At 36.2% G+C, this 25370-nt stretch carries 24 protein-coding genes; 17 read left to right on the top strand and 7 right to left on the bottom strand.

The features are described from left to right. Window positions 1-33: 33 nt before the first annotated feature. Window positions 34-984: a PhoH family protein gene (locus ACFSRZ_RS13170; protein WP_379667025.1), complete on the bottom strand. Its 951-nt coding sequence runs from the start codon at window positions 982-984 to the stop codon at window positions 34-36. A 130-nt stretch (window positions 985-1114) separates the two neighbouring features. Here ACFSRZ_RS13170 and ACFSRZ_RS13165 point away from each other — a divergent pair, with 130 nt between their 5' ends. From ACFSRZ_RS13165 to gldG, 4 genes are all read left to right on the top strand, one after another. Beyond that, window positions 1115-1942, top strand: coding sequence for an SAM hydrolase/SAM-dependent halogenase family protein (locus ACFSRZ_RS13165; RefSeq protein WP_379667024.1), 828 nt, complete (start codon window positions 1115-1117; stop codon window positions 1940-1942). 2 nt (window positions 1943-1944) lie between these two features. Continuing rightward, window positions 1945-2244, top strand: a complete 300-nt coding sequence (locus tag ACFSRZ_RS13160; protein WP_379667023.1) for a putative quinol monooxygenase — start codon at window positions 1945-1947, stop codon at window positions 2242-2244. 89 nt (window positions 2245-2333) lie between these two features. Further along, window positions 2334-3053: a gliding motility-associated ABC transporter permease subunit GldF gene (gene gldF, locus ACFSRZ_RS13155; RefSeq protein WP_379667022.1), complete on the top strand. Its 720-nt coding sequence runs from the start codon at window positions 2334-2336 to the stop codon at window positions 3051-3053. Then, window positions 3046-4686: a gliding motility-associated ABC transporter substrate-binding protein GldG gene (gene gldG, locus ACFSRZ_RS13150; protein ID WP_379667021.1), complete on the top strand. Its 1641-nt coding sequence runs from the start codon at window positions 3046-3048 to the stop codon at window positions 4684-4686. The genes gldF and gldG overlap by 8 nt, the downstream gene beginning before the upstream one ends. Before the next feature lie 48 nt (window positions 4687-4734). On the opposite strand, the gene ACFSRZ_RS13145 is transcribed toward gldG, so the two are convergent. Then, the gene (locus tag ACFSRZ_RS13145; protein ID WP_379667020.1) at window positions 4735-5499 is read right to left on the bottom strand and encodes a dTDP-glucose 4,6-dehydratase; all 765 of its coding nucleotides are present in this window, start codon (window positions 5497-5499) and stop codon (window positions 4735-4737) included. Continuing rightward, window positions 5486-6151, bottom strand: a complete 666-nt coding sequence (locus ACFSRZ_RS13140; RefSeq protein ID WP_379667049.1) for an MIP/aquaporin family protein — start codon at window positions 6149-6151, stop codon at window positions 5486-5488. The genes ACFSRZ_RS13145 and ACFSRZ_RS13140 overlap by 14 nt, the downstream gene beginning before the upstream one ends. Before the next feature lie 114 nt (window positions 6152-6265). Between ACFSRZ_RS13140 and ACFSRZ_RS13135 the strand changes: the two genes are divergently transcribed. Then, on the top strand, window positions 6266-7114 hold the full coding sequence (locus ACFSRZ_RS13135) for a DUF2911 domain-containing protein (RefSeq protein ID WP_379667019.1): 849 nt from the start codon (window positions 6266-6268) through the stop codon (window positions 7112-7114). 49 nt (window positions 7115-7163) lie between these two features. Here ACFSRZ_RS13135 and ACFSRZ_RS13130 read toward each other — a convergent pair whose 3' ends face one another. The 3 genes from ACFSRZ_RS13130 to ACFSRZ_RS13120 form a co-directional block, all read right to left on the bottom strand. Next, a complete protein-coding gene (locus tag ACFSRZ_RS13130) occupies window positions 7164-7631 on the bottom strand; it encodes a GNAT family N-acetyltransferase (RefSeq protein ID WP_379667018.1) in 468 nt (155 codons plus the stop codon). After that, entirely contained in the window at window positions 7628-9358 is a 1731-nt protein-coding gene (locus ACFSRZ_RS13125) for a sodium:solute symporter (protein WP_379667017.1), read from the bottom strand. Before ACFSRZ_RS13125 ends, ACFSRZ_RS13130 begins: the two co-directional genes overlap by 4 nt. A gap of 118 nt (window positions 9359-9476) precedes the next feature. Beyond that, window positions 9477-12008, bottom strand: a complete 2532-nt coding sequence (locus ACFSRZ_RS13120) for a PIG-L family deacetylase (RefSeq protein ID WP_379667016.1) — start codon at window positions 12006-12008, stop codon at window positions 9477-9479. Between the two features lie 271 nt (window positions 12009-12279). On the opposite strand from ACFSRZ_RS13120, the gene dnaN reads away from it, so the two are divergent. The 6 genes from dnaN to ACFSRZ_RS13090 all read left to right on the top strand — a co-directional run bounded on the left by dnaN (window position 12280) and on the right by ACFSRZ_RS13090 (window position 20807). Continuing rightward, window positions 12280-13395, top strand: a complete 1116-nt coding sequence (gene dnaN, locus ACFSRZ_RS13115) for a DNA polymerase III subunit beta (protein ID WP_379667015.1) — start codon at window positions 12280-12282, stop codon at window positions 13393-13395. A 90-nt stretch (window positions 13396-13485) separates the two neighbouring features. Next, on the top strand, window positions 13486-14079 hold the full coding sequence (locus ACFSRZ_RS13110) for an acyl carrier protein phosphodiesterase (protein ID WP_379667014.1): 594 nt from the start codon (window positions 13486-13488) through the stop codon (window positions 14077-14079). Window positions 14080-14089: 10 nt separating this feature from the next. Continuing rightward, window positions 14090-15781 carry a gamma-glutamyltransferase gene (ggt, locus tag ACFSRZ_RS13105; RefSeq protein ID WP_379667013.1) on the top strand — a complete coding sequence of 564 codons (1692 nt, stop codon included), beginning with the start codon at window positions 14090-14092 and terminating at the stop codon, window positions 15779-15781. A 214-nt stretch (window positions 15782-15995) separates the two neighbouring features. After that, entirely contained in the window at window positions 15996-16412 is a 417-nt protein-coding gene (locus ACFSRZ_RS13100; RefSeq protein WP_379667012.1) for a VOC family protein, read from the top strand. Between the two features lie 222 nt (window positions 16413-16634). Beyond that, the gene (locus tag ACFSRZ_RS13095) at window positions 16635-19877 is read left to right on the top strand and encodes a S41 family peptidase (protein ID WP_379667011.1); all 3243 of its coding nucleotides are present in this window, start codon (window positions 16635-16637) and stop codon (window positions 19875-19877) included. Window positions 19878-19949: 72 nt separating this feature from the next. Then, window positions 19950-20807: an RluA family pseudouridine synthase gene (locus ACFSRZ_RS13090; RefSeq protein WP_379667010.1), complete on the top strand. Its 858-nt coding sequence runs from the start codon at window positions 19950-19952 to the stop codon at window positions 20805-20807. Window positions 20808-20919: 112 nt separating this feature from the next. Here ACFSRZ_RS13090 and pdxR read toward each other — a convergent pair whose 3' ends face one another. Next, the gene (gene pdxR, locus ACFSRZ_RS13085; RefSeq protein ID WP_379667009.1) at window positions 20920-22398 is read right to left on the bottom strand and encodes a MocR-like pyridoxine biosynthesis transcription factor PdxR; all 1479 of its coding nucleotides are present in this window, start codon (window positions 22396-22398) and stop codon (window positions 20920-20922) included. A gap of 82 nt (window positions 22399-22480) precedes the next feature. On the opposite strand from pdxR, the gene ACFSRZ_RS13080 reads away from it, so the two are divergent. From ACFSRZ_RS13080 to ACFSRZ_RS13055, 6 genes are read left to right on the top strand one after another with little or no spacing between them, the layout of a single operon-like run. Next, a complete protein-coding gene (locus ACFSRZ_RS13080) occupies window positions 22481-22999 on the top strand; it encodes a DinB family protein (RefSeq protein ID WP_379667008.1) in 519 nt (172 codons plus the stop codon). A gap of 1 nt (window position 23000) precedes the next feature. After that, window positions 23001-23291, top strand: a complete 291-nt coding sequence (locus tag ACFSRZ_RS13075; RefSeq protein WP_379667007.1) for a DUF1272 domain-containing protein — start codon at window positions 23001-23003, stop codon at window positions 23289-23291. Between the two features lie 5 nt (window positions 23292-23296). Beyond that, window positions 23297-23542 carry a hypothetical protein gene (locus ACFSRZ_RS13070; RefSeq protein WP_379667006.1) on the top strand — a complete coding sequence of 82 codons (246 nt, stop codon included), beginning with the start codon at window positions 23297-23299 and terminating at the stop codon, window positions 23540-23542. Then, window positions 23529-24053, top strand: a complete 525-nt coding sequence (locus ACFSRZ_RS13065) for a GNAT family N-acetyltransferase (protein WP_379667005.1) — start codon at window positions 23529-23531, stop codon at window positions 24051-24053. The genes ACFSRZ_RS13070 and ACFSRZ_RS13065 overlap by 14 nt, the downstream gene beginning before the upstream one ends. A gap of 3 nt (window positions 24054-24056) precedes the next feature. Further along, on the top strand, window positions 24057-24689 hold the full coding sequence (locus ACFSRZ_RS13060) for a LysE family translocator (RefSeq protein WP_379667004.1): 633 nt from the start codon (window positions 24057-24059) through the stop codon (window positions 24687-24689). A 12-nt stretch (window positions 24690-24701) separates the two neighbouring features. After that, window positions 24702-25361 (top strand): pyridoxamine 5'-phosphate oxidase family protein, encoded by a 660-nt coding sequence (locus tag ACFSRZ_RS13055; protein WP_379667003.1) that lies wholly within the window; start codon window positions 24702-24704, stop codon window positions 25359-25361. Window positions 25362-25370: the final 9 nt, after the last annotated feature.

The following is a 25370-nucleotide window of genomic DNA, read 5'->3' as shown; positions in this document are numbered from 1 at the left end:
AAATAGGTAAAGCCTAAAAAGTAAACACGAAAATTATTCAGTTTCTATACTTTTATAAGCAGAGATAATCTTCTTAACTAATCGGTGACGAATTACATCTTTATCGTCTAAATATACTTGGGCTAATCCATCTAGATCTTTTAAAGCCAATAACGCTTCTTTTAATCCAGACACTTGCTTTCTTGGCAAGTCGATTTGCCCTGGATCTCCGGTGATGATAAACTTAGCATGCATTCCCATACGAGTTAAGAACATTTTCATTTGGCTATGAGTTGTATTCTGTGCTTCATCTAAAATCACAAAAGCATGATCCAATGTCCTACCACGCATAAATGCTAGTGGTGCTATTTGAATAACTCCTTTTTCTATGTATGATTCTAATTTTTCATGCGGAATCATATCTCTCAAGGCATCATATAAGGGTTGCATATAAGGATCTAATTTTTCTTTTAGATCTCCCGGCAAAAAACCTAAGTTTTCTCCCGATTCTACTGCCGGTCTGGTTAAAATAATTCTTCTTACTTCTTTTTCTTTTAAAGCTTTTACTGCCAATGCAACGGCTGTATATGTTTTTCCTGTTCCCGCAGGACCTACAGCAAACAACATATCGTTCTTTTGCATTAGGCTCACCATTTTACGTTGATTCTCGGTTTGTGCCTTGATTAGTTTTCCGCTTACTCCGTGTACCAATACATCTTTAGCACTTCCGGTAGAAGCTTTTTCTTCTTTTCCGGTTGAAGTTAAGATTCTTTCAATACTATTTTCATCTAATTTGTTGTAGCGATTAAAATATTTGATCAACATATTTAATCGTTTTTCAAACTCATTTAAGATGTCCGGTTCGCCGTAAATTTTCAATTTGGATCCGCGAGCAACAATTTTAATCTTAGGAAAGTAGGTCTTTAATTGCTCTATTGTACTGTTGTGGGTGCCAAAGAAATCTTTGGGGTTGATTTCAGTAAGCTCAATAATACGTTCGTTCAAATGCTAGGTTTTATATTGATTGATAGTTAATAATTCATTCTAAAATTAGGGAATTAATTTTCAGAATTGTTTAGATTTGTGTGAAATTTTTGAGCAACTTTTACACAATTAATTAACAGCCATTCCTTTAATGTCAATTATTACATTAACTACTGATTTTGGAACCAAAGACCATTTTGTTGGCGCTGTAAAAGGAGCTATCTATTCAGAATTGCCTGATGCAAAGATTGTAGACATTACACATCATATCTCACCTTTTAATATTACAGAGACTGCCTATATTTTAAAAAACTCATATAAGAGTTTTCCTGACGGGACCATACATATTGTAGGTGTAGACTCTGAGCTTAGTGACGATAACAAGCACATAGCCTTAGAGTTAGATAATCATTATTTTATCTGTCCGGATAACGGCTTGATCTGTATGATTACTAAGGATATAAAGCCTGCAAAGATTGTAGAGATCAATATTCATGATCGTGTAGAAAGCAGTTTTCCGGTGTTAGATGTATTTGTGCAGGTAGCTTGTTTTATTTCTCGAGGAGGAAATTTAGGGGTGATCGGTAAAGAGATCTCTACCTATAAGGAGATGACCGAGATCCAACCCAAAGTAAATCAAGAACAAAACAAAATTATCGGAGGTGTAATCTACATCGATAATTATGGTAATGTAATAAGCAACATTAGCAAGAAGTTGTTTGCTGAGGTTGGAAAAGGTAGAGATTTTAAAATCACAGCTGCTAGGTATACCTTTTCTAAGGTGATGACTAAGTATAATGAAATTGTAAATACTGAAGCAAAGGATCTTCGCCAGTTTGATGGCAATCGTTTGGCCTTGTTCAATTCGGCCGGATATTTAGAAATTGCTATTTACAGAAGTAATTTAAAAACAGTGGGGGGAGCTTCTACTCTACTGGGCTTAGGATACAGAGACACAATTACTATTGAATTCCTTTAAGTATGTTTGTAAGAATTGTAAAGATGGGATTTCAACCGGAGCATATAGATACTTTTCTGTCTAATTTTCATGCTAAGAAAGAATTTATACGAAACAGTCCCGGATGTCGTTTATTAGAATTGTATAGAGATAAACAAGATCCTTCTGTTTTTTTCACCTATAGTTATTGGGATAAAGAAGAAGATCTAGAAAATTACAGAAACTCAGATTTATTCAAAGGAGTTTGGGCAGAGACCAAAATTTTGTTCAATGCCAAACCAGAAGCTTGGAGTGTAGACAAAGTAGTTTCTTTGAAAGAATAAATATATTCACAAGGTCATTTCGAGAGCCTCAATGACCAGTAACAGTCAAATTATAGTGACTGAGGCTCTCGAAGTCACAATTGAGATCAATGATACCAATATTAAAGAAAGAATTCAATTCCTTTTTTGCTTCACCAATTGCCTATTTGGTAATTGGTGTATTCTTAGTGGTAAATGGATTGTTTTTATGGGTATTTGATGATGATTTTAATATTCTAAATGCCGGTTTTGCAGATCTTAACAACTTTTTCTATTTAGCTCCTTGGGTTCTATTGTTTTTGATTCCTGCAATTACCATGAAAATGTTTGCTGATGAATTTCAAACAGGAACTATAGAGCTTTTAAAAACCAAACCCATTACCAACTGGCAAATTGTTTTTGGAAAATTTTGGGCTGCTATACTCCTAATTTCTGTAGCTATTGTTCCTACTTTTATTTACATATACTCTATTTCTGAATTAGGGAATCCTGCAGGAAATATAGATATGGGAAGTACTATTGGTTCCTATCTTGGTTTGTTTTTACTTGTAGGGTCTTATGCTGCTATTGGGTTGTTTACCTCTACATTATCAAAAAATCAGATCGTAGCTTTCTTACTGGGAGTTTTTATCGTTTTCTTTTTTTACTACGGATTTGATGCTATTGCCAATCTGTTTGGAAGCTCAGGTTATAGCATACAGTTGCTGGGGATGAACGAACATTTCAAAAGCATCAGTAGAGGTGTTATAGATACTCGAGACATCCTATACTTTATAAGTGTGATCACTTTCTTTTTATTCATGACCAAACAACGATTATCTCATGACTAAAAAGCTCAAGCATATCATATTTCTATTGACAGGGATAGTTGTTCTCAACTATTTCGGACAAGGTTTCTATCTGAGGTTTGACCTGACAAAAGACAAACGTTACACACTTTCTGAGGTAACAAGCTCTATCATAGAAAACGTAGACAAACAGTTGATCATTCGCGTGTATTTGGAAGGTGATTTTCCAACAGAATTCCAACGTTTACAAATTGAAACTCGTCAATTTTTAGAAGAATTAAAAGCGAAGAATTCAAAAATAAAAATTCAATTTATCAATCCCGACGAACAACGAGAGCGATTGGTAAAAGCAGGAATGTTTCCAAGCCAGTTAACTGTTGAAGAGAATGGGAAATTGTCGAATGCTATTATCTTCCCTTGGGCAGAAATAGATTACCGAAACAAAACAGAGATCGTTTCTTTGCTTCCTAATGGAGTGGTTCAATCACAAGAAGAACAATTTGAAGCAGCTATTGAAAACTTAGAGTTTTCTTTTAGCAATGCAATCAATAATATCACCCGAAAAAAAGAACAAAAGATCGCAGTTTTAAAAGGGAATGGAGAATTGCAAGACATCTATCTTTACTCATTTCTGAATGATGTACGTAAGAAATATCGTTTAGCAGCTTTTACATTGGATTCTGTAGAAGTCAACTCCAACAGAACTTTACGTGATCTACAAACTTTTGATATGGCTCTCATAGCCAAACCTACTGAGGCTTTTTCTGAAAAAGAAAAATTGGTTTTGGATCAGTACATCATGAACGGTGGGAAAACACTTTGGTTACTAGACAATGTACAAGCAGATACCGATAGTTTGTATAACGGCGGAAAAATGCTTGCTTACCCGAGAGACTTGAATCTTACAGATCTTCTGTTTACTTATGGTGTACGTTTAAATACATCTTTGATACAAGATCTATATGCTTCTAAAATTCCGTTAGCAACAGGAAATGTGGGGAACCAACCGCAGTTTCAAAACCTTCCTTGGTTCTATCATCCTTTGGTAAATGGAAATCCGCAACACCCTATTACAAAGAATACAGCACCGGTACGTTTACGTTTTGCGAATCAAATAGATACGTTAAAGAACAATATTAAAAAGACTCCTTTACTCGTTAGTTCATTACTTACAAGAAAAATAGGAACTCCTAGTATTGTTGAATTACAAAGTATTGCAGAAGAGCCTAAACAAGAGAGTTACCAAGGCGGCTATCAACTTTTTGGAGTTTTACTGGAAGGTGATTTCCTTTCAAATTATGCCAATAGAATTAAACCTTTTGACGTAAACAGCTATGTTGGTCAGAGTAAAGAGAATAAGATGGTTGTAATTGCTGATGGAGATATTGGGAAAAACCAAATCCTAAAAGGACAGCCCTACGATCTTTCATTGGACAAATGGACGGGGGAACAGTTTGGAAATAAAGAGTTCTTATTAAACGCTGTTGATTATTTGTTAGATGATACCGGACTTATAGAGCTACGAAACAAAACGCTGCAAATAAATTTACTAGATAAGCAACGTGCTTTTGAAGAGAGAACCTACTGGCAATTCTTAAATGTAGTACTACCACTACTCCTACTTTTCGGTTTTGGATTTGTCTTTAATTATTTAAGAAAGAGGAAGTACTCTTAGTTTAGTGTCATTTCTAATCTTACCTAATAGTTTTCAGGTTTTAAATAACTAAGAAAAGCTCAATAAATCGTCATGAATAAAGGTATATCCTAAGACCCTTTGTAATTTTTTAGAGCTAATGATCTTATATGAAGATTCATCTGTTTCTTCAAAAACAGGTTCGTCGTACCCTAAACTTTCTTTGGCTTTTGTATAAAACTCTCTTCGCGTTGGGTGATGATTGGAACAAGCATTTAACGTTGTGTTCCAGCAATCTTTAGCAATAACTTCTTCAATAATTTGAATACAATCTTCTTGATGAATCATATTCACAAAACCTTCTGGTTGAGGAATCATTCTTCCTCCTTTAAACCAGTTCCCAGGATGGCGATCTGGTCCGTACAATCCTGCAAAACGAAGAATAGTTGATTTAAAATGATGATTTTTTCGAAAGATGTCTTCTATTTCAGTCAATGGTTTCTGTACCGTTTCGCTATCTTCAGTAACTATAGCATTTGTATTTGGGTATACAGAAGTAGAGCTAATAAAAATGACTTTTTGAACATTCCAGAATTCTATCTGACGTGTCAAATGTTTAAAAGCTTCAATATCTTTTGACGTTATTGCAATGATTACTATTTCTGATTGTAAAAACAAGTGATGTTCTTCACAATCTTCAATATTGATCAGATAAGAATTTATCCCTAATTCGTCTAACTCGGATAGTTTTAGTTCTGATGTTGTAGATCCTTTTACAGAATACCCTTGTTTTAGTAAAGAGATTCCTAGAGGTTTTCCTAACCAACCACAACCAAGAATACTAACACTCTTCATCACAACATTGATCGTCTTTTACCAGCTTGCAACTTACCACAGCCAATAAAGCCCCCAATACAGGAGCAATCATATACAACCATAAACCTTGTATGTTTCCTGAAACGATATTCGGAGCCAAAGAACGAGCCGGGTTCATAGAAGCGTTTGTAATTGGTCCGGCAAATAGTGCTTCTAACAAAACTACACCACCTACAGCAATTCCTGCCATCATACCAACTTCTTTACTTCCGGTAGATACATTAATAATTACTACCATCAAGAAGAAGGTAAGTAAGAGTTCCAAAACAAAAGCCCGCCATACATCTACTTTAGGAATGGTAGACCCTAGCAACTCGCTATCTGGAAATAAGAACATCAAAACCAAACTAGCTGCAAAAGCACCTGCCACCTGAAAGAAAATATATTTAGGCACTTCTTTCCATGAGAACTTTTTCGCGTAAGCAAAAGCAATAGAAACTGCCGGATTGAAGTGAGCTCCAGAAATTTCTCCAAAGGCATAAATCATAGCCATTACAATTAATCCCCAAGTGATTCCAATACCCACATGTGTTACATCTCCTCCTGTTACTTCATTAATGGTCATAGCTCCGGTACCACAGAAAATCAGGGCGAAAGTTCCTATAAATTCAGCTATATATTTTTTCATAATTCGTTTTGATGTTGCGCAAAGATAATGCTCCTACTTTTAAGTTTTCGTTAACATTTGTCACGAAGATTCGTTGTAATTTTAACACATATAACTTAAACTATAAACCAATCAATCATGAAAAAATTATTCTTGATCGTATGCCTTGTTGCATTTACTTATACAGCAAGCGCTCAAATTCAAACTCCGCAACCTAGCCCTTCTTCTAAAATAGAACAAAAGGTTGGTTTAACGGATGTTACACTTGAATTCTCACGTCCCGGAGTAAAAGGAAGAACTATTTTTGGAGACCTTGTACCTTTCGGAAAAGTATGGAGAACCGGAGCTAACGCCAATACTAAGATTTCTTTTAGTACAGACGTAACTGTAAATGGTCAAACATTAAAAGCAGGATCTTATGCAATCTATACCATTCCTAACAAAGATAAGTGGGAAGTTATGTTCTACGCAGACTCTAACAACTGGGGAACTCCTAGAAAATGGGATGATAGTAAAGTAGTTGCAAAAGCAACTGCAGATGTGCTACCAATGCCTATGAAAATTGAAACTTACACAATGACTTTTGATGATATCACAAACAATTCTGCAGTAATCGGAATTCTTTGGGAAAATACTTATGTAGGTGTTCAATTTGAAACTCCAACTGAAAAAGGTGTAATGGCTTCTATTGACAAAGTAATGGGAGGACCATCTCCAAATGATTACTATGCTGCTGCTGTATACTACAAAGAGCAAGGAAAAGACATTGCTAAAGCTGTTAAGTGGATTGACAAAGCTGTTAAGTTGACAAAAGATCAACCTCGTTTTTGGTTCTACAGACAACAGTCTTTGATCCATGCAAAAGCCGGAGACAAAAAAGGAGCAATTGCTGCTGCTAAAACTTCATTAGAGTTAGCTACCAAAGCTGGAAATGCTGATTACATGAAGATGAACAAAGATTCATTAAAAGAATGGGGAGCTTTATAAGGTCTCTTATTTGAAAGCATAAAAAAGCGGACTTAATAAGTCCGCTTTTTTATTTTCTATTTCGTAAATCGACTCGCATCGTGAGCAGGTTTGTGCTCATTCCTGCTTTCTCATAAGCTCTAATTGCCGGAGCATTGGTAGGGTATACTTCTAAACGCACTTCATAAATTCCTTGCGATAAAGACCAGTCATACAAGTATTCCATAACAGCTTTGTTAATTCCTTTTCCTCTGTGTTCAGATTTTGTAAACATAAATCCTAAGTAAGAAAACTCATCAAACTGAAAGCACTCTCTAGCTTCTACTTTTCTGGCATATCCACAACCCACAATCTCTTTATCAATCTCAGCTACAACCAACTCAAACTCTTCACTATTAATTATAAAAGGAAGATTGTAATAGAATGTTTCTTCTCTTTTTAAAGTAACATCCATGGGTCTTTCTGCTTCTATCATCCCTTGCTCAAAAACCAATAATGTAGGCAGATCTTCTAAGGTAGCTGTTCGTAGTTTTATCATACTTTTTCAACTTTTCCAGGAGAAATGGATTGTATGATCATTGCTAAGATCATCACCAAAACACAGCCAATTAAATTCAGCCACAAATAGCTGATCGCTGCTTCTCCTCCATTTTGCTCTGGTATAAATATAGCAAATACATAAGTTAATATGATGATTACTTGCCCTATCAATCCGGCTAAGAATGCTGCGTTTCCTCTAACAAATTTGATGAAGAACGCCAGCATAAAAATTCCTAATACACTTCCGTAGAAAATAGATCCGATGATATTTACCAACTGAATCAAATTATCAAAAAGGTCGGCTACACAGGCTATAATAATGGACAAAACTCCCCATCCGAAAGTCATCCACTTAGAAGCCGATACGTAATGCGCTTCATCTCGTCCTTGCTTAATATTTCTCTTGTAAATATCAATAGTTGTAGTAGTTGCCAGGGCATTCAATTCTGATGCGGTAGACGACATTGCTGCTGCCAATATTACGGCTAGTAACAATCCTACAATTCCTTTGGGAAGGTTGTTTAAAATAAAGTGAATGAATACGTAATCTTTATCATTGGTTTGTACTTTTTCTCCAGAATCCGTTGCAGCTTTGTCTATAATAGTTTTTGCTTGTTTTTTTAACTCTTTGTCTTGTTCATTTAAATCTTGGATCAATGCTCTCTCATGATCTTGAACTCCATCCAACAGCAAGGTTTTCTTTTGCTCTTCAATAGAAAAGTGTTTCGTTTCTAAAGCTTTATATTCATCATAATAAGCAGAGTTGATCACTGCTTCTTGGGCTTTAGGGTTGAAGTTTAATGGCGATGAGTTAAACTGATAGAATACAAATACCATCACTCCTACCAAAAGAATAAAGAACTGCATTGGTACTTTTAACAGTCCATTGAACAACAATCCTAACTGGCTCTCACGAACAGATTTTCCTGATAAATAACGTTGTACCTGACTCTGATCGGTACCAAAATAAGACAGCATTAAAAATGTTCCTCCTAAGAAACCTGTCCAAACTGTATAACGATTGTTCAGATCAAAAGAAAAGTCTAAGACTTTCATCTTATCACTGGCTCCTGCAATATCTAATGCCTTACCAAACGTAATACCGTCTGGCATGTATTTCATGATCAAATAAAACGCAACTAACATCCCTGAGAAAATGATGATCATCTGCTGCTTCTGTGTCACGTTCACAGCTTTTGTTCCTCCAGACACGGTGTAGAAAATCACAATCAATCCGATCACAATATTCAACGTTGTTAAATTCCAACCTAAAACGTACGACAGAATAATTGCCGGCGCGTAGATGGTAATTCCTGCCGCTAAACCTCTTTGAATCAAGAAAATTATGGCTGTTAACGATCTAGTTTTTAAGTCAAACCTTGTTTCTAAATATTCATAAGCGGTGTATACATTCATCTTGTAGTACAGAGGAATAAACACCAAGCATATAATTACCATGGCAATAGGCAATCCAAAGTAGAATTGCACAAATCCCATTCCATCATTAAAAGCTTGACCGGGTGTAGACAAGAAGGTAATAGCACTGGCTTGTGTAGCCATAACAGATAAACCTATAGTCCACCATTTGGTATCGTTTCCTCCTTTGATATAGTCTTTTACACCACTATCACTTTTTCTGGTTTTGTAAACTCCATAGATTACAATAAAAAGTAATGTCACAGACAGTACTAACCAGTCTCTCCAATCTAAAGCATCAGTAACCATAAATTATATATCGAAAGTTTTAGTGATTAGGTAAAAGAGAATGATGTAGATAAGGTTGGCAACAAGCACCACCGTATATATCTTTTTCCATACGAGTTTGTTAGCTGACATAATGCGGTTATTGTTTTAGTTTGTTGTTTTGTTTGATATTTTCTTTTCCAATAGACAACATATTAGCAAACAATTTATAAGCTCCGGAAACTCCGGCCGGCAGTTCTCTAAAGAAACTTAGCCCGGTATAGATATAGTTTCCTTTTCCGTATTTAGCTACTAATAAACTTCCTTGCTTAGCACTTTCTCCTTTATCGCTCATAGATAAGATTGGCGTGTATTCAGAACTCCATTCGTTCGGAAAATACAATCCTCTTTCTTGTACCCATCCTTCAAAATCTTTTTCTGTGATCTTGTTAGGGAAATTCATGATAGAATGACCTTTTGCCAACACAGTTACTTTGGCATTCTCATCCGTTACACGATCTCTAGACAACTTTAATTCATAAGGAGCTCCAACATTTACTCTTCTGTTGGTATTGTATTGAACGATCATATTCCCTCCGTTCTTCACGTAATCCAGCAAGAATTTTTGCTTGTATTTTAACGTAGGAACAGTATTATAAGCTCTAATTCCAACAACAATAGCATCAAACTGTTGTAAATTTTCATCATTAATTTCTTCCGGATTAATTGTAGTTACTTGGTAACCTATCTGCTCTAAACTTTCCGGAATAGCATCTCCGGCTCCTTTGATATAACCAATTGTACCGCCTCCTTTTTCAATATTTAATCGAACTACTTTAGCTTCTGAATTTAATAATACTGATTGCTTTGGAATATGAGTGTAGTTAATTTCTACCAACTCTTTGTCGTATTTTTTTCCGTTGATGGTTACAACAGCTTTTAACTTTCCTTCTGATTCTTTGGAAGAAGGTGTTATCATAAAATCATGAGATTGCTCGTCTCCTTTTTGCTCTATAGATACGTCTATAAACTTTGGTGAAACCGACCATCCTTCCGGAACTTCCAAGGATAATGATCCTTTTACATTGTTTGCTCCCGATCTTACAGCCACAGAAATTACTCTGGATTTATCTTCCGGGAAAAGCATTACTTTTTCTTTAAGTTTGGTAGTTACTCGAGGTAAGATCTCAAAAGGTTCGTACAATTCTCCTTTGTCTCTTTTTGAGAATCGGTGAACTACATTTTTTTCTATACTGATCTTATGCTCATCAATATTCAGGTTGAAATATACCTTAACCGTTCTAGGCGTTTCCGGGTTTCCAATCATTTCCTGATCGTTTACATCGTACATTCCCAAAGACCAATCTTTCTTCAACCAATAAGGATCTGTATAATCCATATTCTCTAATTTGATCTTCTGTTGGAAACGTTGTCTTTTGTTGTTTTCCAATCGTATATCCTTTACAACCGTCAACAACTTATCAGTTTTAAAAGTCATGGACTCCATAATTACAGATACTTCAGAATTTCTGCTCAACGCTTCAATATTGATCTGTATCTCAGAATTAGGAACTGCCGAAGAACTACTTGCCGATGCCTCTAAATACAGTCCGGCACAAGCTTGAATAATCTCAGTGATTTGCTCTAACTTAAGCTCTCTCCAATAATCATCTTCCAATAATAAAATCTTTCTGTAAGCTTCCATTAAAGAGCGTAAGTGCTTCGCAGGGTTCACAAAATCGAAATTCTTTTCTACTTCGTATAAAATATCTCCAATCTCTCCTCCTCCTTTGATTCGATTCCATGTTGTATTGATACCCGCAAACAAATCTTTTTCATCCTTTGGCTTATCTCCTTTTAAGAACTCAACATATTCTTTTTGACTTCCTCTGGTTGTTAGCCTTCCAAATCCTTGGCATAAATGCTGGCTACTGGCAATAGAAGCAATCTCATTGTTAGACTTTCCTTTTAACGGATAATACACTCCTACATCAAACGACATAAAATTTGGATTGTCTTTGGTTGCTTTTTCAAAGTTTTCTTCACTTCCGTAAAACCACCACGAAGTATTAAAAAATAAGCGTTTTGGTTGCCATGCTTTTGTGTAATCTAGTTGTTTTGAGTATTTATAGGCATCACCTGCTAGATCAAAAGCTTCAACACTTAGCATTGCAGAAGTTGTATGATGTCCGTGTGTAGTTCCCGGTGTTCTATGGTTGAATCTATTGATGATCACATCAGGTTTAAAAGTTCTAATAGCCCAAACTACATCTCCTAACACTTGATCTTTATTCCAAATATTTAAAGTCTCATCCGGGTGTTTTGAATATCCAAAATCATTGGCTCTGGAAAAACGCTGTTCTCCCCCATCAACACGTCTCGCAGCTAAAAGTTCTTGTGTTCTTATCACTCCTAACAGCTCGCGAATCTCAGGCCCTATCAAATTCTGACCACCATCACCTCTGGTTAACGACAGGTAGGCCGTTCTTGCCTTTACATGATTTGCCAAATAAGAAATCAATCGTGTATTCTCGTCATCCGGGTGTGCTGCTATGTACAAAGCAGTTCCTAAAAAGTTGAGTTTCTGAACTTTTTCGTAGATCTGATTTGAGTTGAGTTTATTAGGTTTTTGAGAATATAAATTAAGGGAAGAAAGGAATAAGCAAAAAGCTAAAATGAGGTATTTTTTCATCGTTTAACTTAGTCAATTAAAAATGTCAGGTCGAGCGGAGTCGAGACCTTCTCTATCACCTCTCGACTCCGCTCGAGGGGACAATCTACATTTTTCAAACTATAGATCTCCAAACAAATGTAGCATTTTATCTCCTCTTTTTTTATCGCCTTAACATATTTATAACGTTTTGAAACGCTATCAACAAAAGCGTAAAAATGTTGATAACAATATTTTCAAAATCCCTAAATTCGAATATCTTTGTAAATCAATTTTTAGCTAAGAATTACACATGAAGTTTATCGTATCTAGTTCGCAATTATTAAAACAGTTACAAGTTTTAGGCGGAGTCATTAACAGTAATAACACATTACCTATTTTAGATAATTTCTTATTCGAATTGTCTGAAAATCAATTAAAAGTTTCTGCTTCAGATCTAGAAACAACCATGAGCGCTGTTGTAGATGTAGAATCAGACACTACAGGATCTATTGCAGTATCTGCAAGATTATTGTTAGACACCTTAAAAACATTTCCGGATCAGCCTTTAACGTTTAAAACAGAAGGAGATAGCACTATTGAGATCAGTTCTGATCAAGGAAAATATGATATGGCTTACTTTAACGGAGATGAATTCCCAAAAGCGGTTAGTCTTCCATCACCAAGTAAAACAATTGTTCCTTCACATGTGTTAGCTACAGCAATTTCTAAAACCATCTTTGCTGCCGGTAACGACGATCTTCGTCCGGTAATGAGTGGAGTATTTTTCCAGTTTAGTTCTCAGAACTTAACTTTTGTGGCTACAGATGCTCACAAATTGGTAAAATACACTCGTACTGATGTAACTGCCGATAAAACTGCTGAATTCATTATGCCTAAGAAACCTTTGAACTTATTAAAAGGTGTGTTAAAAGGTGATGAAGAGGTAACTATTGAATACAACGATGCAAATGCGAAATTTACTTTTGACAATTTTGTCTTAGTATGTCGTTTGATCGATGGGAAATATCCAAACTACGAAGCGGTAATTCCTAAAGAGAATCCAAATAAATTAACTGTAGACAGAGCTTCTTTCTTAAACTCTGTACGTCGTGTATCTATCTTCTCTAGCAAAACAACTCACCAAATTCGTTTGAAAATGGCGGGTACTGAATTGAATATCTCTGCTGAGGATTTAGATTTCTCTAACAAAGCAGACGAGCGTTTGAGCTGTGATTACCAAGGAGACGATATGCAAATTGGTTTCAACTCTCGTTTCTTAAGTGAAATGTTGAGTAACTTGAATTCTGATGAGGTATTAATTGAAATGAGTTTACCAAACAGAGCCGGAATTTTAACTCCAATTGATGGAACCGACGAAGGCGAGCAAGTAACCATGCTTGTAATGCCAGTAATGCTGAACAACTAGAAAAAACTATCTATATATTTTTAAAAAACCACAACTTTTCAGTTGTGGTTTTTTTAGTACATTTAATACCCATTTTAGAGAAGAATACATTTGAACTTTTTAGCACACCTCTATCTATCTCAAAACAATACCGATATTATGATTGGGAATTTTATTGCAGATAGTATTCGCGGAAATCATTTTACCCATTATGCAAGAGATATCCAGATAGGGATCAAATTGCATCGTGAGATCGATACCTATACAGATCAACATCCTACAGTTCGTATAAGCAAACGTAGGTTAGATCCCAGATATGGGCATTATGCCGGTGTGATCATAGATATTTTTTACGATCACTATCTTGCTAAGAATTGGGATCTGTACTCTGCTATTCCTTTAGATGTATATGTAGACTCTGTGTATACACTTCTTCAAAAAAATGCAGTGAATCTTCCTGAAAAAACACAACATATGTTGCCTTATATGATGCAATACGATTGGTTGTACAACTACCAATTTATAGAAGGAATGCAACGTGTACTCGACGGTATGAATAGAAGAACAAAAAATAAATCGAAAATGAACCTGGCAACAGAAGACTTGCAAAAACATTATGATGACTTTGAAAAAGACTTTACCGAGTTCTTTGAAGAACTGCAAACATTCTCAAACGAAAAACTAAATCAATTACAACTTGCTTAATATTTCTGTTATGAAGAAATTCCTTTTGTTATGTATCCTATCAGTTACTTTACTTAGCTGTAATCAAGAAAAAGAAAGAGAGATCGAACGCGGTCTGATCGCCAAAAAAGGAATGGTGGTTTCCGCTCGTGAAGAAGCCTCTAAGATTGGAGTAGAAATCCTTAAAAAAGGAGGAAATGCTTTTGATGCCATGGTAGCTACCGAATTAGCTTTGGCCGTATCTTATCCTAGAGCCGGAAATATTGGTGGCGGCGGATTTATGGTCTACAGAATGAAAGACGGCACCATTGGTGGTTTAGATTACAGAGAAAAAGCACCAATGTCTGCTCACAGAGATATGTTCTTAGATGATGAAAAAAATGTCATCCCAGGAAAAAGTACCTTAGGAGCCAATGCTGTTGGGGTTCCCGGTACTGTTGCAGGTATTTTTGAAGCCCATAAAAAGTTTGGAACTCTTCCTATAGAAAAAGTAATTGCCCCTGTAATTGAACTCGCGAAAAAAGGAATTACCGTAACCAAAATACAAGAACGTGTGTTAGAAAGACACCGTCCTAACTTCTTAAAAGCCAATCCAGATTCTACTTTAATGACTCAGAATTGGAAAAAAGGAGACGTTATAAAACAACCCAATTTAGCAGAAACCTTAGAACGCATCTCTAAAAATGGACGTGATGAATTCTACAAAGGAGAAACCGCTAAAAAACTAGTTGCCTTTATTCAAAGTAAAGGCGGAATAATGACGGAAGAAGATTTGGCCAATTACGAAGCCAAATGGAGAACACCCATCACCTTTCAATACGATGATCTAAAAGTTATTTCTATGTCGCCTCCATCAAGCGGTGGAATTTGCTTGGCGCAGATCATGAATGGTATCGAGCCTTTTGATCTAGCTTCATACGGACACAATTCTGTAAAAGCCATGCAAGTAATTGTAGAAGCAGAACGTAGAGCCTACGCAGATAGAAGTCACTTCTTAGGAGATCCTGATTTTGTGACGATTCCTGTAGATACACTCATAAGCAAAGGATATACAAAAGCCCGAATGGAAAACTTTTCTTTTGACAAACCTACAGCATCCAAAGACCTGTCTTACGGAAACGTTCAAATCGTAGAAAGCGAAGAAACTACCCACTACTCTATTGTAGATCAATTTGGAAATGCCGTTTCTGTAACAACCACCCTAAACGGAGCCTTTGGCTCAAAACTCTATGTGCCCGAATTAGGATTTTTCCTTAACAACGAAATGGATGATTTTAGCAGCAAACCGGGAGTTCCAAACATGTTTGGTTTGGTAGGAGCAAAAGCCAATGAAATAGCTCCCGGAAAACGTATGTTAAGCTCTATGACCCCAACCATTATAGAAAGAGACGGAAAACTATGGATGGTAGTAGGAACACCCGGAGGATCAACCATCATCACATCTGTATTACAAACCATTTTGAACGTACATGAATTTGGAATGGGAATGCAAGAAGCCGTAAGTCAACCAAGATTTCACCATCAATGGTTACCGGATGTAGTAATGATAGAACCCAATCAATTTGATGAAAACGTAAAAGAAGAATTGAAAAAACTAGGCTATGTGATTGATGAAAGAGAATCTAGAGTTATTGGTAAAGTAGAAGGAATATTGGTATTGAAAAACGGAGAACTAGAAGGAGGCGCAGACCCTAGAGGAGACGATACAGCAGTTGGATTCTAGGAATAAATTTGTTTATATATGTAGAAGTTTATGAGTTTATAGGTTTATAGGTTTATAGGTTTATAGGTTTATAGGTTTATAGGTTTATAGGTTTATAGGTTTATAGGTTAAATATCCAACAATCTAGAAAAACAAAAAACACGCAAATATATTTTCGAAACGTAAATATATTTACAAAATTCATAATTCATAATTCATAATTCATAATTTAAAGATGGTACAACCTTTCCACTTAGCCATTCCCGTAAAAGACTTAGAACTTTGCAGAAGTTTTTACAGAGACCTATTACAATGCAAGGAAGGGCGTAGCTCAGATCACTGGGTAGATTTCGATTTCTTCGGACATCAATTGGTAATTCATCAAAAAGAAGATTACCAACCACAACGTATTTCAAATCCCGTAGACGGTCATGACGTACCCGTTCCACACTTTGGCGTGGTACTCACTTGGGAAGATTGGACTAAGCTTGCAGAACGATTGCAACGCAAAAGAGTTGATTTTGTGATTGCCCCTACCATTCGATTTCAAGGAAAAGTAGGTGAGCAAGCAACCATGTTCTTTAATGATCCGGAAGGAAATGCATTAGAATTCAAAGCCTTTAAAGACATGAGTCAGTTGTTTGCGAAATAGAAGTAAACTCAAAAACCTCGTCACTACGATTCCGAGCATTCGGAAGAAGTAGTCTGTTTTTCTATTGACAGATTACATCGTCATCCCGAAACTTCGGGACTCCTCGTAATGGCGTCACAACAATATTAAGTGTTAAAACCTCTGTTAAATAACACTTTACCATAATTTTTCATTTGTGTAATTCTTATCTTTAGGGTTTATCTATCAATTAAACCAAACACAATGAGAAAAACCCTTTTCATCCTTGCCCTATGGGTAACGGGTGTATGTGCAGCACAAGGCACACAATTGTTACGACAACCTACACTTTCAAAAACCGATGTGGTTTTTGTGTATGCCAACGATCTTTGGAAAACTCCTCTTAATGGTGGCGATGCCATTAGATTGACCAGTGATACCGGATACGAATCTGAACCACATTTCTCCAAAGACGGAAAAATGATTGCTTTTACCGCTCAATACGATGGTAATACCGATGTATATGTGATTCCTGCTGATGGTGGTGAACCTAAAAGATTAACCTTTCACCCAAGTGCAGATATCGTTCAAGGATGGACTCCAGACAATAAAATATTATTCCGTTCGGGAAGAGAAGCCAGGCCTACACAAACCAACAAATTCTTTACCGTTTCTACCAAAGGTGGAATGCCGGAAGCTATGGATATTCCCAGAGCTGCCTATGGTGAAGTTTCTGAAGATGGTAAATACGTAGCCTACACACCCATTACAGGATGGGATGCAGAATGGAGAAATTACAGAGGTGGTCAGGCCATGCCTATTTGGATTGTAAACTTGAGAACAAACAAACTCATTAGAACTCCACAAACAGACCAAGAAAGACACTTAAACCCTGTTTGGTATAAAGGAGTTGTATACTACATTTCAGAAAGAGATTACACAAGTAATATCTGGTCTTTTAACCCTAAAACAAAACAAGAAGAACAGATTACTTTTCACAAGAAATTTGATGTAAAGAATTTAGATTCCAATAGCAACGGAATTGTTTATGAGCAAGGAGGATATCTTCATTTCTTAAACCCAAACACAAAAGCAACAAAACAATTAAATATCAACGTAAAAGGAGATTTAAACTACTCCAGAGAACGTTGGATGAACTTATCTGGAAGAAACCTAACCAATCCTAATCTGTCTCCAAACGGAAAACGTGCCATCTTCGAATCAAGAGGAGAGATCTTTACAGTGCCTAAAGAAAACGGAACTTGGAGAAACATCACCAATTCTTCTGATGCCGCAGACAGATCACCAATTTGGTCTCCAAAAGGAGATAAAATTGCTTGGTTTTCTGATAAGAGCGGAGAATATCAACTAATGATCGCAGATCAAGATGGTGATAATGTTACAGCTATTGCTTTGCCAAATCCTACGTTCTACTTTAGACCTGATTGGTCTCCTGATGGAAAGCATATTGCATATACAGATACCGATTTTAATATCTGGGTATTAAACCTAGAAACAAAAAAGACTCAGAAAATAGCAACAGATCGCTATGCTCACCCTAACAGATCTATGAACCCACAATGGTCTCCAGATAGTGATTGGATAGCGTATGCAAAACAAAACGACAGTCATTTCAAATCTATTTTTGCTTACCAATTAAGCACAGGAAAAACCGTTCAAGTAACAGATCCAATTGCAGATGCAATTAGCCCTGTTTGGGATGCTTCTGGAAAATATATTTACACCTTGGCAAGTACCAATTACGGATTGCAAAGTGGTTGGTTAGATATGAGTTCTTACGATCCAAGCGTAACCAGAAGCTTATATGCCGTAGTCTTAAACTCTAAAGACAAAGCTCCTAACCTTCCTAAAACAGATGAAGAAGTAGTAAAGAAAGAGAAAAAAGAAGGCGATAAATCTAAGAAAGATAAAAAGCCATCTACCAAAGTAGTAATTGATGAAAATGGTTTGTTTGACAGAGCCATTGCTTTACGATTTCCTTCTAGAAACTATGTAGGACTTTTAAAAGGACCTAAAAACAAAGTATTTGTAGCAGAAGCTGATCCAAACTCTCCGGGAATAACACTACACAGCTACGATGTAAGCAAAGAAAAAGCAACACCGTTTGCCAAAGGAGTTAACAATATGGTTGCTTCAAACGATAGAAATTCATTATTGCTATACAGAGGCGGTAGATGGAGTTTGGTAAGCAGTAAATCGCCTGCAAAACCCGGAAAAGGAAACCTAAACACCAATATCAAAATAAAAGTAGATCCTAAAAAAGAAGCTCATCAGATCTTTAAAGAAGGATGGAGATTTATGAGAGACTTCTTGTATGTAGACAATGTACATGGTGCACCATGGGATGATGTATATAAATGGTATGCTCCTTGGATAGATCATGTAAGACACAGAACTGATTTGAACTATGTAGTAGATATTATGAGTGGTGAAGTAGCTGTTGGACACTCTTATGTATCCGGTGGAGATTTCCCAAATACCAATTTTGTTCCTGTTGGGTTATTAGGATGTGATCTGGAAGTAAACAAAGGAATGTACCGCTTTGCAAAGATCTACAAAGGTGAGCGTTGGAACCCAAATATTACGGCTCCATTAGGATTACCGGGAATCAATGTAAACAAAGGAGACTACTTGGTAGAGATTAATGGTGTAGCCTTAAACTCTTCTATGAACCCATACCAATTGCTAGAGCAAACAGCCGGAAGAGAGATCTATATCAAAGTAAACTCAAAACCTTCTTTACAAGGTGCCAGATCTATTTTGGTAAAACCTACACGAAGCGAACGTCAATTGAGAACTATCGATTGGGTAGAAGGAAACAGAAGAAAAGTAGACCAATTGTCTAACGGTAAATTGGCCTATGTATATGTTCCAAACACCGGAGGTGGCGGATTTACATCTTTTAACCGTTACTACTTCTCACAACAAGACAAAAAAGGTGTGGTAATTGATGAAAGGAACAACGGTGGTGGTTCTGCTGCCGATTATATGATAGACATTATGTCTAGAGAATTGTTTGGTTACTTTAACAGTAAAGCTAGCGATCGTAGACCTTGGACAACACCTATGGCTGGAATCTGGGGACCAAAAGTAATGATTATTAACGAACGTGCTGGTTCGGGTGGAGATCTATTACCGTATATGTTTAGAATGAAAAAGCTAGGACCTTTGGTTGGAACGAGAACCTGGGGTGGACTGGTTGGAACTTGGGATACGCCTCGTTTTGTAGACGGAGGAAGAATGGTTGCACCTCGTGGTGGATTCTTTGACGTAGACGGAAAATGGGCTGTAGAAGGTGACGGAGTTGCTCCGGATATCGAAGTAATTCAAGACCCTAAGAAAGTGATCAATGGTGGAGATCCTCAATTAGAGCGTGCCGTTCAAGAAGCACTTCGTCTCTTAAAAGGAAATGAATTCCAATTAAAACCAGAGCCTAAAGCTCCGATTCGTTGGAAACGTCCAAAAGGATATAAAAACGATAAATAAACTCTTTTATATTAGTGTAAACGGATGATTGGAAGTATTTTCGATCATCCGTTTCTTTTTACAATCTAACGAATGAATATTCTGGAAACACATATAGTTCCTACACTTACAGATCCTCAAAGATTGCAAGAATATGCTGTAGGAATTTTTAAGTCTGTTGCTACCAGATCGGCTATCAAAAAAGCCATTAAAAAAGAAATCATTCTCGTAGATCAAGAAACCTCTTCAACAGCAACTTGGATCAAAGGCGGAGAAACAATTCAATTACTAGAAGCACAAGAAAGCACTCGCAAAGTATTTGACCTTACTTTAGAAATTCTCTTTGAAGATGAGTACTTGGCAATTATTAACAAACCTGCCGGTGTCTTAGTAAGTGGAAATTCTTTTGCTACCATAGACAATGCTTTGAGCTCAAACCTACAAGCAAGTACATTAGAAGATACTGTTCGTCCACGCCCTACTCATCGCCTAGACTACCCTACTTCCGGTTTGTTATTAATTGGTAAAACCAGCTCCGCTATTTTACAATTGAATCAACTCTTTGAGCGCAAAAAAATTCAGAAAACCTATCATGCAGTTACCATTGGAAAAATGCAACCCGAAGGAAAAATCTCTTTGGATGTAGACGGAAAAGAATCACTCTCTTTTTATAAGGTTTTAGACTCTGTACCTTCTAAACGTTTTAATCATTTGAACTTGGTTGAACTCTGTCCTAAAACCGGAAGAAGACATCAATTACGAAAGCATTTATCTTCTCTAGGAAATCCCATTTTGGGTGATAAAGAGTACGGAAAAGAAAATCTTATTTTAAGAGGAAAAGGTTTGTACTTACACGCCTCACAGCTAACCTTCACTCATCCTTTTACACAAGAAGAAATGCAAGTAAACACTCCACTTCCCAAAAAAATTTTGAAGATCTTTCCTCAATAGACCTCTTTGTTATTTCGATATGAGATTCGAAGAATCGATTGAGAAATTTAAAGAGATTTCTCACGCTTGCTTACAGCAAGGCAAGCTCATTTCATTCGGTTCGAAATGACATTTATCGACTTTCCAATTCATCAAAAGCAGCTTTTAGTCTTTTTACCAACTCTTTAAGCTCTTCTTCTGTTTTACTGGCAAACCCCATTCGTATAGAATTGTGCCCTATATTTTCATAATCATAGCGTTGCCAATCTCCAATTTCTAATTTGTGCTTTCTAGCAATTTCCGACACCTTTTGCCATGAATATTTAGAATCTAACTGAGTCCAAACTGCCATCCCTCCTTTCGGAACATCAAAACTAAAATAGTCTCCAAGCTCTTTCTCCATCAATTCACAAAACAAGTCCCTCCTACTTTGGTACACTTTTAAGATCTTCTTTATATGCCTGTCTAAATCGCCACTCTTTAAAAAATCAACAAATACCAATTCTAACAAAGCATCTCCTTGGCGATCTATGTATCGCCTCACTCTGGCTGCTTCATCTATAAACTCTTTAGGTGCAATCATGTATCCAATACGAAAAACCGGAGCAACTGTTTTACAAAGCGATCCTATATAGATCACATTTCCATGTGTATCATGGCTTGCCAATGGCAAAATAGGCGCATGATTGTAGTTAAAATCGTAATCATAATCGTCTTCTATAATAGCAAATTGATGTTCTTTGGCCAGATTCAATAAGTGGATTCTTCGTTCAGCAGACAAGGTTACTGTAGTTGGGTGATGGTGATGCGAGGTTACAAAAACAGCTTTGATCTTTTGCTCTTTACACAATCGTTCTATTTCACAAGTATCCAATCCATTTTCATCTACAGGAACACGTACCAACTCTGCTTTTCGCTCTAAAAAACTTATATCGGCAGCTACATAATTTGTTTGCCCTACCACAATAATATCTCCTTCTTGTAACAATAGTTTTGCTGATAAGAATAACCCCATCTGACTTCCTCTTGTAATCAAAATATTCTCATCACAGCACTGAACTCCACGTGTTTCATTCAGGTAATCGGCCAAAGCATTTCTCAATTTCTGATTTCCCATGGTGCTACCATAAGTCAGTGCATCAATAGTACTTCTTTTGGTAGAAATTCTACGATAGGTTCTAGCAATATCTTCTAAAGGAGTTAAACGAACATCAGAAACTCCATCATCCAACACAATCCAATCTTCTTCTGTTTCATAGACCTTTCTATCCAACAAAGTTCTTTTCTCAAATGAGAAATTTGCACAGGTAGTTTGCACATCTTCTTCTTCTAAAAATTCTTGCTGTTGTAAAATAGGAAGTGTTGCTTTAATATAAGTTCCCTTTTTAGGAATGCTTTCTATCCAACCTTGCAATAGCAGTTCTTCATAACAAGCAACCACAGTTTTTCTGTGAACTTCCAAAAGCTCAGACAATTTCCTACTACTAGGAAGCTTGGTCTTGGGAGGAAGCTTATGACTTTTGATCAACTCTATAAACTGATTGGCCAATTGTAAATACAATGGCGTTCCTTGATTTCTTTTAAGCGTAAAACTTGTTTTGTACGGAAACATAACTGGACTACTAAAAAATTAAATTCTGGACGAAAATAAAAGTCCATAAATGTACTAGTTTTGAACTGTAAAACAAAAAAACATGATCAGAACAGACATAAGTCCATCAGAATACGATGTGTATTACAAAAGATATCTCGACAAATTATCTGAAGATACCGAGTTAAAAATCGGTTTCAAATCAGGTAAAAAAGAAGTGATCGATTTTTTTAGAAAGATTCCTGAAGACAAGCTTGATTATCGATATCAGCCTGAGAAATGGAGCATCAAAGAGGTTTTACAACATTTGATCGATACAGAACGAATCTTTATATATCGCTGTTTTCGAATTGCCAGAAGAGATGAAACTCCTTTAACAGGTTTTGATCAGAACACATATATAGAGCCATCAGGAGCCAGTAAAAAATCGATAGATCAGCTTTTGTATGAATACGAAATAAACAGAAACAATTCTATCAATCTGTTGCTAAGTCTTTCTGATGAAGATTTAGCCTTTGTAGGAAATTCAAACGGAGGCCCTATGTCTGCTAGAGTTGCTGCTTTTACCATCTTAGGTCACGACATTTGGCATATGGAAGTTATTAAAGAAAAATATTTGTAGCATGTTAGAGATCAGACCCAATTGCGAACACTGTGGCAAAGACTTGCCCAATACTTCATCTGAAGCTAGAATTTGCTCTTTTGAATGTACTTATTGTAAAGACTGTGCTGGAGAAATCTTTAATAACGTTTGCCCGAGTTGTGGTGGAAATTTTGTGGTGCGTCCCATTCGTCCTTCAAAAATGATTGAGAAGTACCCGGCTTCTACTGAAAGAGTTTACGCTCCAAAAGACTTGTCAAAGGCCAAGCAATTATCAGATAAATTCAAGAACGTACCTCCTCAACAAAGATAGTTTCTATGAATGCATTTGTAATAGACAGTATTGGATACTTAGGCTTGGTGCTAAACCTATACTCCATGTCTAAAAGCGGCGAATACAAACTTCGGTTGTTTTCACTAATTGCTAATGTTATCTATATCATTTATGGTTTTTTAATAGCTGCCAACCCTGTTATTGTAGGATGTATGATTGCTGTTGGCTTGCATGCATATCATTTAAGAAAAATAGTACTTAAAAAAACAGAAAACAATGTTACACATTAGAACTGCCACCCCGGAAGACGCTACTGTTTTAGCTTTGTTAGGGAGAGTTACTTATGCAGAATCGCATGGGCATTTTATTCAATGCAAAACACACTTATTGAACTATGGAGATGAGGCTTTTGCTGTTTCTAAAATCAAAAGTGAGTTAAACGATCCTACTATTCTCTATCACATTGTTACCTATGATGATTTTCCTGTAGGCTATTCTAAGATTGTTATGCATGCTTCTAGAGAAGAGATCAATTCAGAAAACATTTGTAGACTGGAAAGAATTTATATTCTGGATGATTTTATCAGTAAAAAAATTGGCATTCAATTACTCAATAAGATCATTGAAGAATCTACTGCTTTAGGATTCGAAAAAATATGGCTAACTGTATACATTAAAAACCAAAGAGCTATTCGTTTTTATGAAAAAAACGATTTTAAAACTGTAGGTCAAATGGATTACTATGTAGATGGTGTGCCTTATGAAAACTTCGTTTTGGCTAAAAACATACAAAAACAATAAACTATGATACCTCTCAATGAACTAATACTATTTGCTTTAGCTGCCTTAATTATGGTACTATCTCCGGGACCTAATATGATCTATCTAATATCTAGATCTTTATCACAAGGTAAAAAGGCCGGAATCATTTCGCTTTTTGGAGTAATGTGTGGTTTTTTATTTCACATCTTAATGGTTAGTTTTGGGCTAACAGCCATTTTCTTTGCTATCCCGTACGCATTTGTAGCAGTAAAGTTTTTAGGAGTTACCTATTTGTTATTTTTAGCTTACAAAAGCATTACTTCTGAGAGTAAAATCTTCGACCCAAATACAAACTTGAAGAAAGACGGAGTGTTAAAGCTTTTTAATATTGGACTCCTTACGAATATTTTAAACCCTAAAATGGCTATTTTTTATCTTTCCTTTTTCCCTCAATTCATCAAGCCGGAATACGGATCCATTTTTGGGCAAAGTCTACAGCTAGGTTTTGTTCAAATATTTATAAGTTTTACAATTAATTTCTTAATCGTGATTTCTTCGGCAAGAATGGCTGTGTGGTTTGCAAAAAAACCTCTTTGGGTAAAAATTCAAAAATGGTTTATGGCATCTGTACTTACAGGTCTGGCAATAAAAATGGCACTTACAAAAGCAAAATAAAATTTCTAAGCAATGAAAGAATATTCAAAATCCAAACTCAACAGAATCAAAAGAGGTCAAAACAGAGGTACTTACGATGTAGAAAAGATCAACGGTATTCTAGATGCCGGTTTCATTTGTTTTGCCGGTTATATTTACGATGGCAAAGCCATTTCTATTCCTATGGCGTATGGCAGAAACGGAGATAAGATCTACTTGCATGGCTCACAAGCAAACCGAATGCTCAACGCACTTTTAGAAGCCAAAGAAGCAAGCTTAACGGTAATGCACTTAGATGGTTTGGTGTTGGCAAGATCGGGCTTGCATCATTCTGTAAACTATCGTTCTGTAACCTTATTCGGCTCGCTTAAAAAAGTAGAGAACGATGCTGATAAAGAAGCTGCTTTGGTATGTGTAATGGATCAAATGATCTCAAATCACTGGGATTCACTTCGTCCAATGCATCAGCAAGAATTAGATAGAACTTTGGTGGTTGAAATGACCATTGAAACAGCCTCTGCCAAAATACGAGATGTAGGTGTAAACGATGAGCCTGAAGATTACGAATTGGATGTTTGGGCCGGTGTGGTTCCTTTAAAAATGGTTGCAGAAAAACCTATTTCTGACGAACAGTTGAAGGAAAATATTGCCATTCCAGATCATGTATTAGAGTACTATGAACAACATAAATAATAGTATCTT

The organism is Pseudotenacibaculum haliotis (assembly GCF_042684245.1).
Lineage (GTDB): Bacteria > Bacteroidota > Bacteroidia > Flavobacteriales > Flavobacteriaceae > Polaribacter > Polaribacter haliotis_A.
This window is presented reverse-complemented; position numbering and strand designations above follow the sequence as displayed.

Coding starts and splice junctions, on each gene's coding strand:
- ACFSRZ_RS13090 (WP_379667010.1), top strand. CDS start 19,950: ATGAATATTCTGGAAACACATATAGTTCCTACACTTACAGATCCTCAA.
- ACFSRZ_RS13165 (WP_379667024.1), top strand. CDS start 1,115: ATGTCAATTATTACATTAACTACTGATTTTGGAACCAAAGACCATTTT.
- ACFSRZ_RS13145 (WP_379667020.1), bottom strand. CDS start 5,499: ATGAAGAGTGTTAGTATTCTTGGTTGTGGTTGGTTAGGAAAACCTCTA.
- ACFSRZ_RS13130 (WP_379667018.1), bottom strand. CDS start 7,631: ATGATAAAACTACGAACAGCTACCTTAGAAGATCTGCCTACATTATTG.
- ggt (WP_379667013.1), top strand. CDS start 14,090: ATGAAGAAATTCCTTTTGTTATGTATCCTATCAGTTACTTTACTTAGC.
- ACFSRZ_RS13080 (WP_379667008.1), top strand. CDS start 22,481: ATGATCAGAACAGACATAAGTCCATCAGAATACGATGTGTATTACAAA.
- ACFSRZ_RS13125 (WP_379667017.1), bottom strand. CDS start 9,358: ATGGTTACTGATGCTTTAGATTGGAGAGACTGGTTAGTACTGTCTGTG.
- ACFSRZ_RS13070 (WP_379667006.1), top strand. CDS start 23,297: ATGAATGCATTTGTAATAGACAGTATTGGATACTTAGGCTTGGTGCTA.
- ACFSRZ_RS13160 (WP_379667023.1), top strand. CDS start 1,945: ATGTTTGTAAGAATTGTAAAGATGGGATTTCAACCGGAGCATATAGAT.
- gldF (WP_379667022.1), top strand. CDS start 2,334: ATGATACCAATATTAAAGAAAGAATTCAATTCCTTTTTTGCTTCACCA.
- ACFSRZ_RS13120 (WP_379667016.1), bottom strand. CDS start 12,008: ATGAAAAAATACCTCATTTTAGCTTTTTGCTTATTCCTTTCTTCCCTT.
- ACFSRZ_RS13095 (WP_379667011.1), top strand. CDS start 16,635: ATGAGAAAAACCCTTTTCATCCTTGCCCTATGGGTAACGGGTGTATGT.
- pdxR (WP_379667009.1), bottom strand. CDS start 22,398: ATGTTTCCGTACAAAACAAGTTTTACGCTTAAAAGAAATCAAGGAACG.
- gldG (WP_379667021.1), top strand. CDS start 3,046: ATGACTAAAAAGCTCAAGCATATCATATTTCTATTGACAGGGATAGTT.
- ACFSRZ_RS13065 (WP_379667005.1), top strand. CDS start 23,529: ATGTTACACATTAGAACTGCCACCCCGGAAGACGCTACTGTTTTAGCT.
- ACFSRZ_RS13055 (WP_379667003.1), top strand. CDS start 24,702: ATGAAAGAATATTCAAAATCCAAACTCAACAGAATCAAAAGAGGTCAA.
- ACFSRZ_RS13060 (WP_379667004.1), top strand. CDS start 24,057: ATGATACCTCTCAATGAACTAATACTATTTGCTTTAGCTGCCTTAATT.
- dnaN (WP_379667015.1), top strand. CDS start 12,280: ATGAAGTTTATCGTATCTAGTTCGCAATTATTAAAACAGTTACAAGTT.
- ACFSRZ_RS13075 (WP_379667007.1), top strand. CDS start 23,001: ATGTTAGAGATCAGACCCAATTGCGAACACTGTGGCAAAGACTTGCCC.
- ACFSRZ_RS13135 (WP_379667019.1), top strand. CDS start 6,266: ATGAAAAAATTATTCTTGATCGTATGCCTTGTTGCATTTACTTATACA.
- ACFSRZ_RS13100 (WP_379667012.1), top strand. CDS start 15,996: ATGGTACAACCTTTCCACTTAGCCATTCCCGTAAAAGACTTAGAACTT.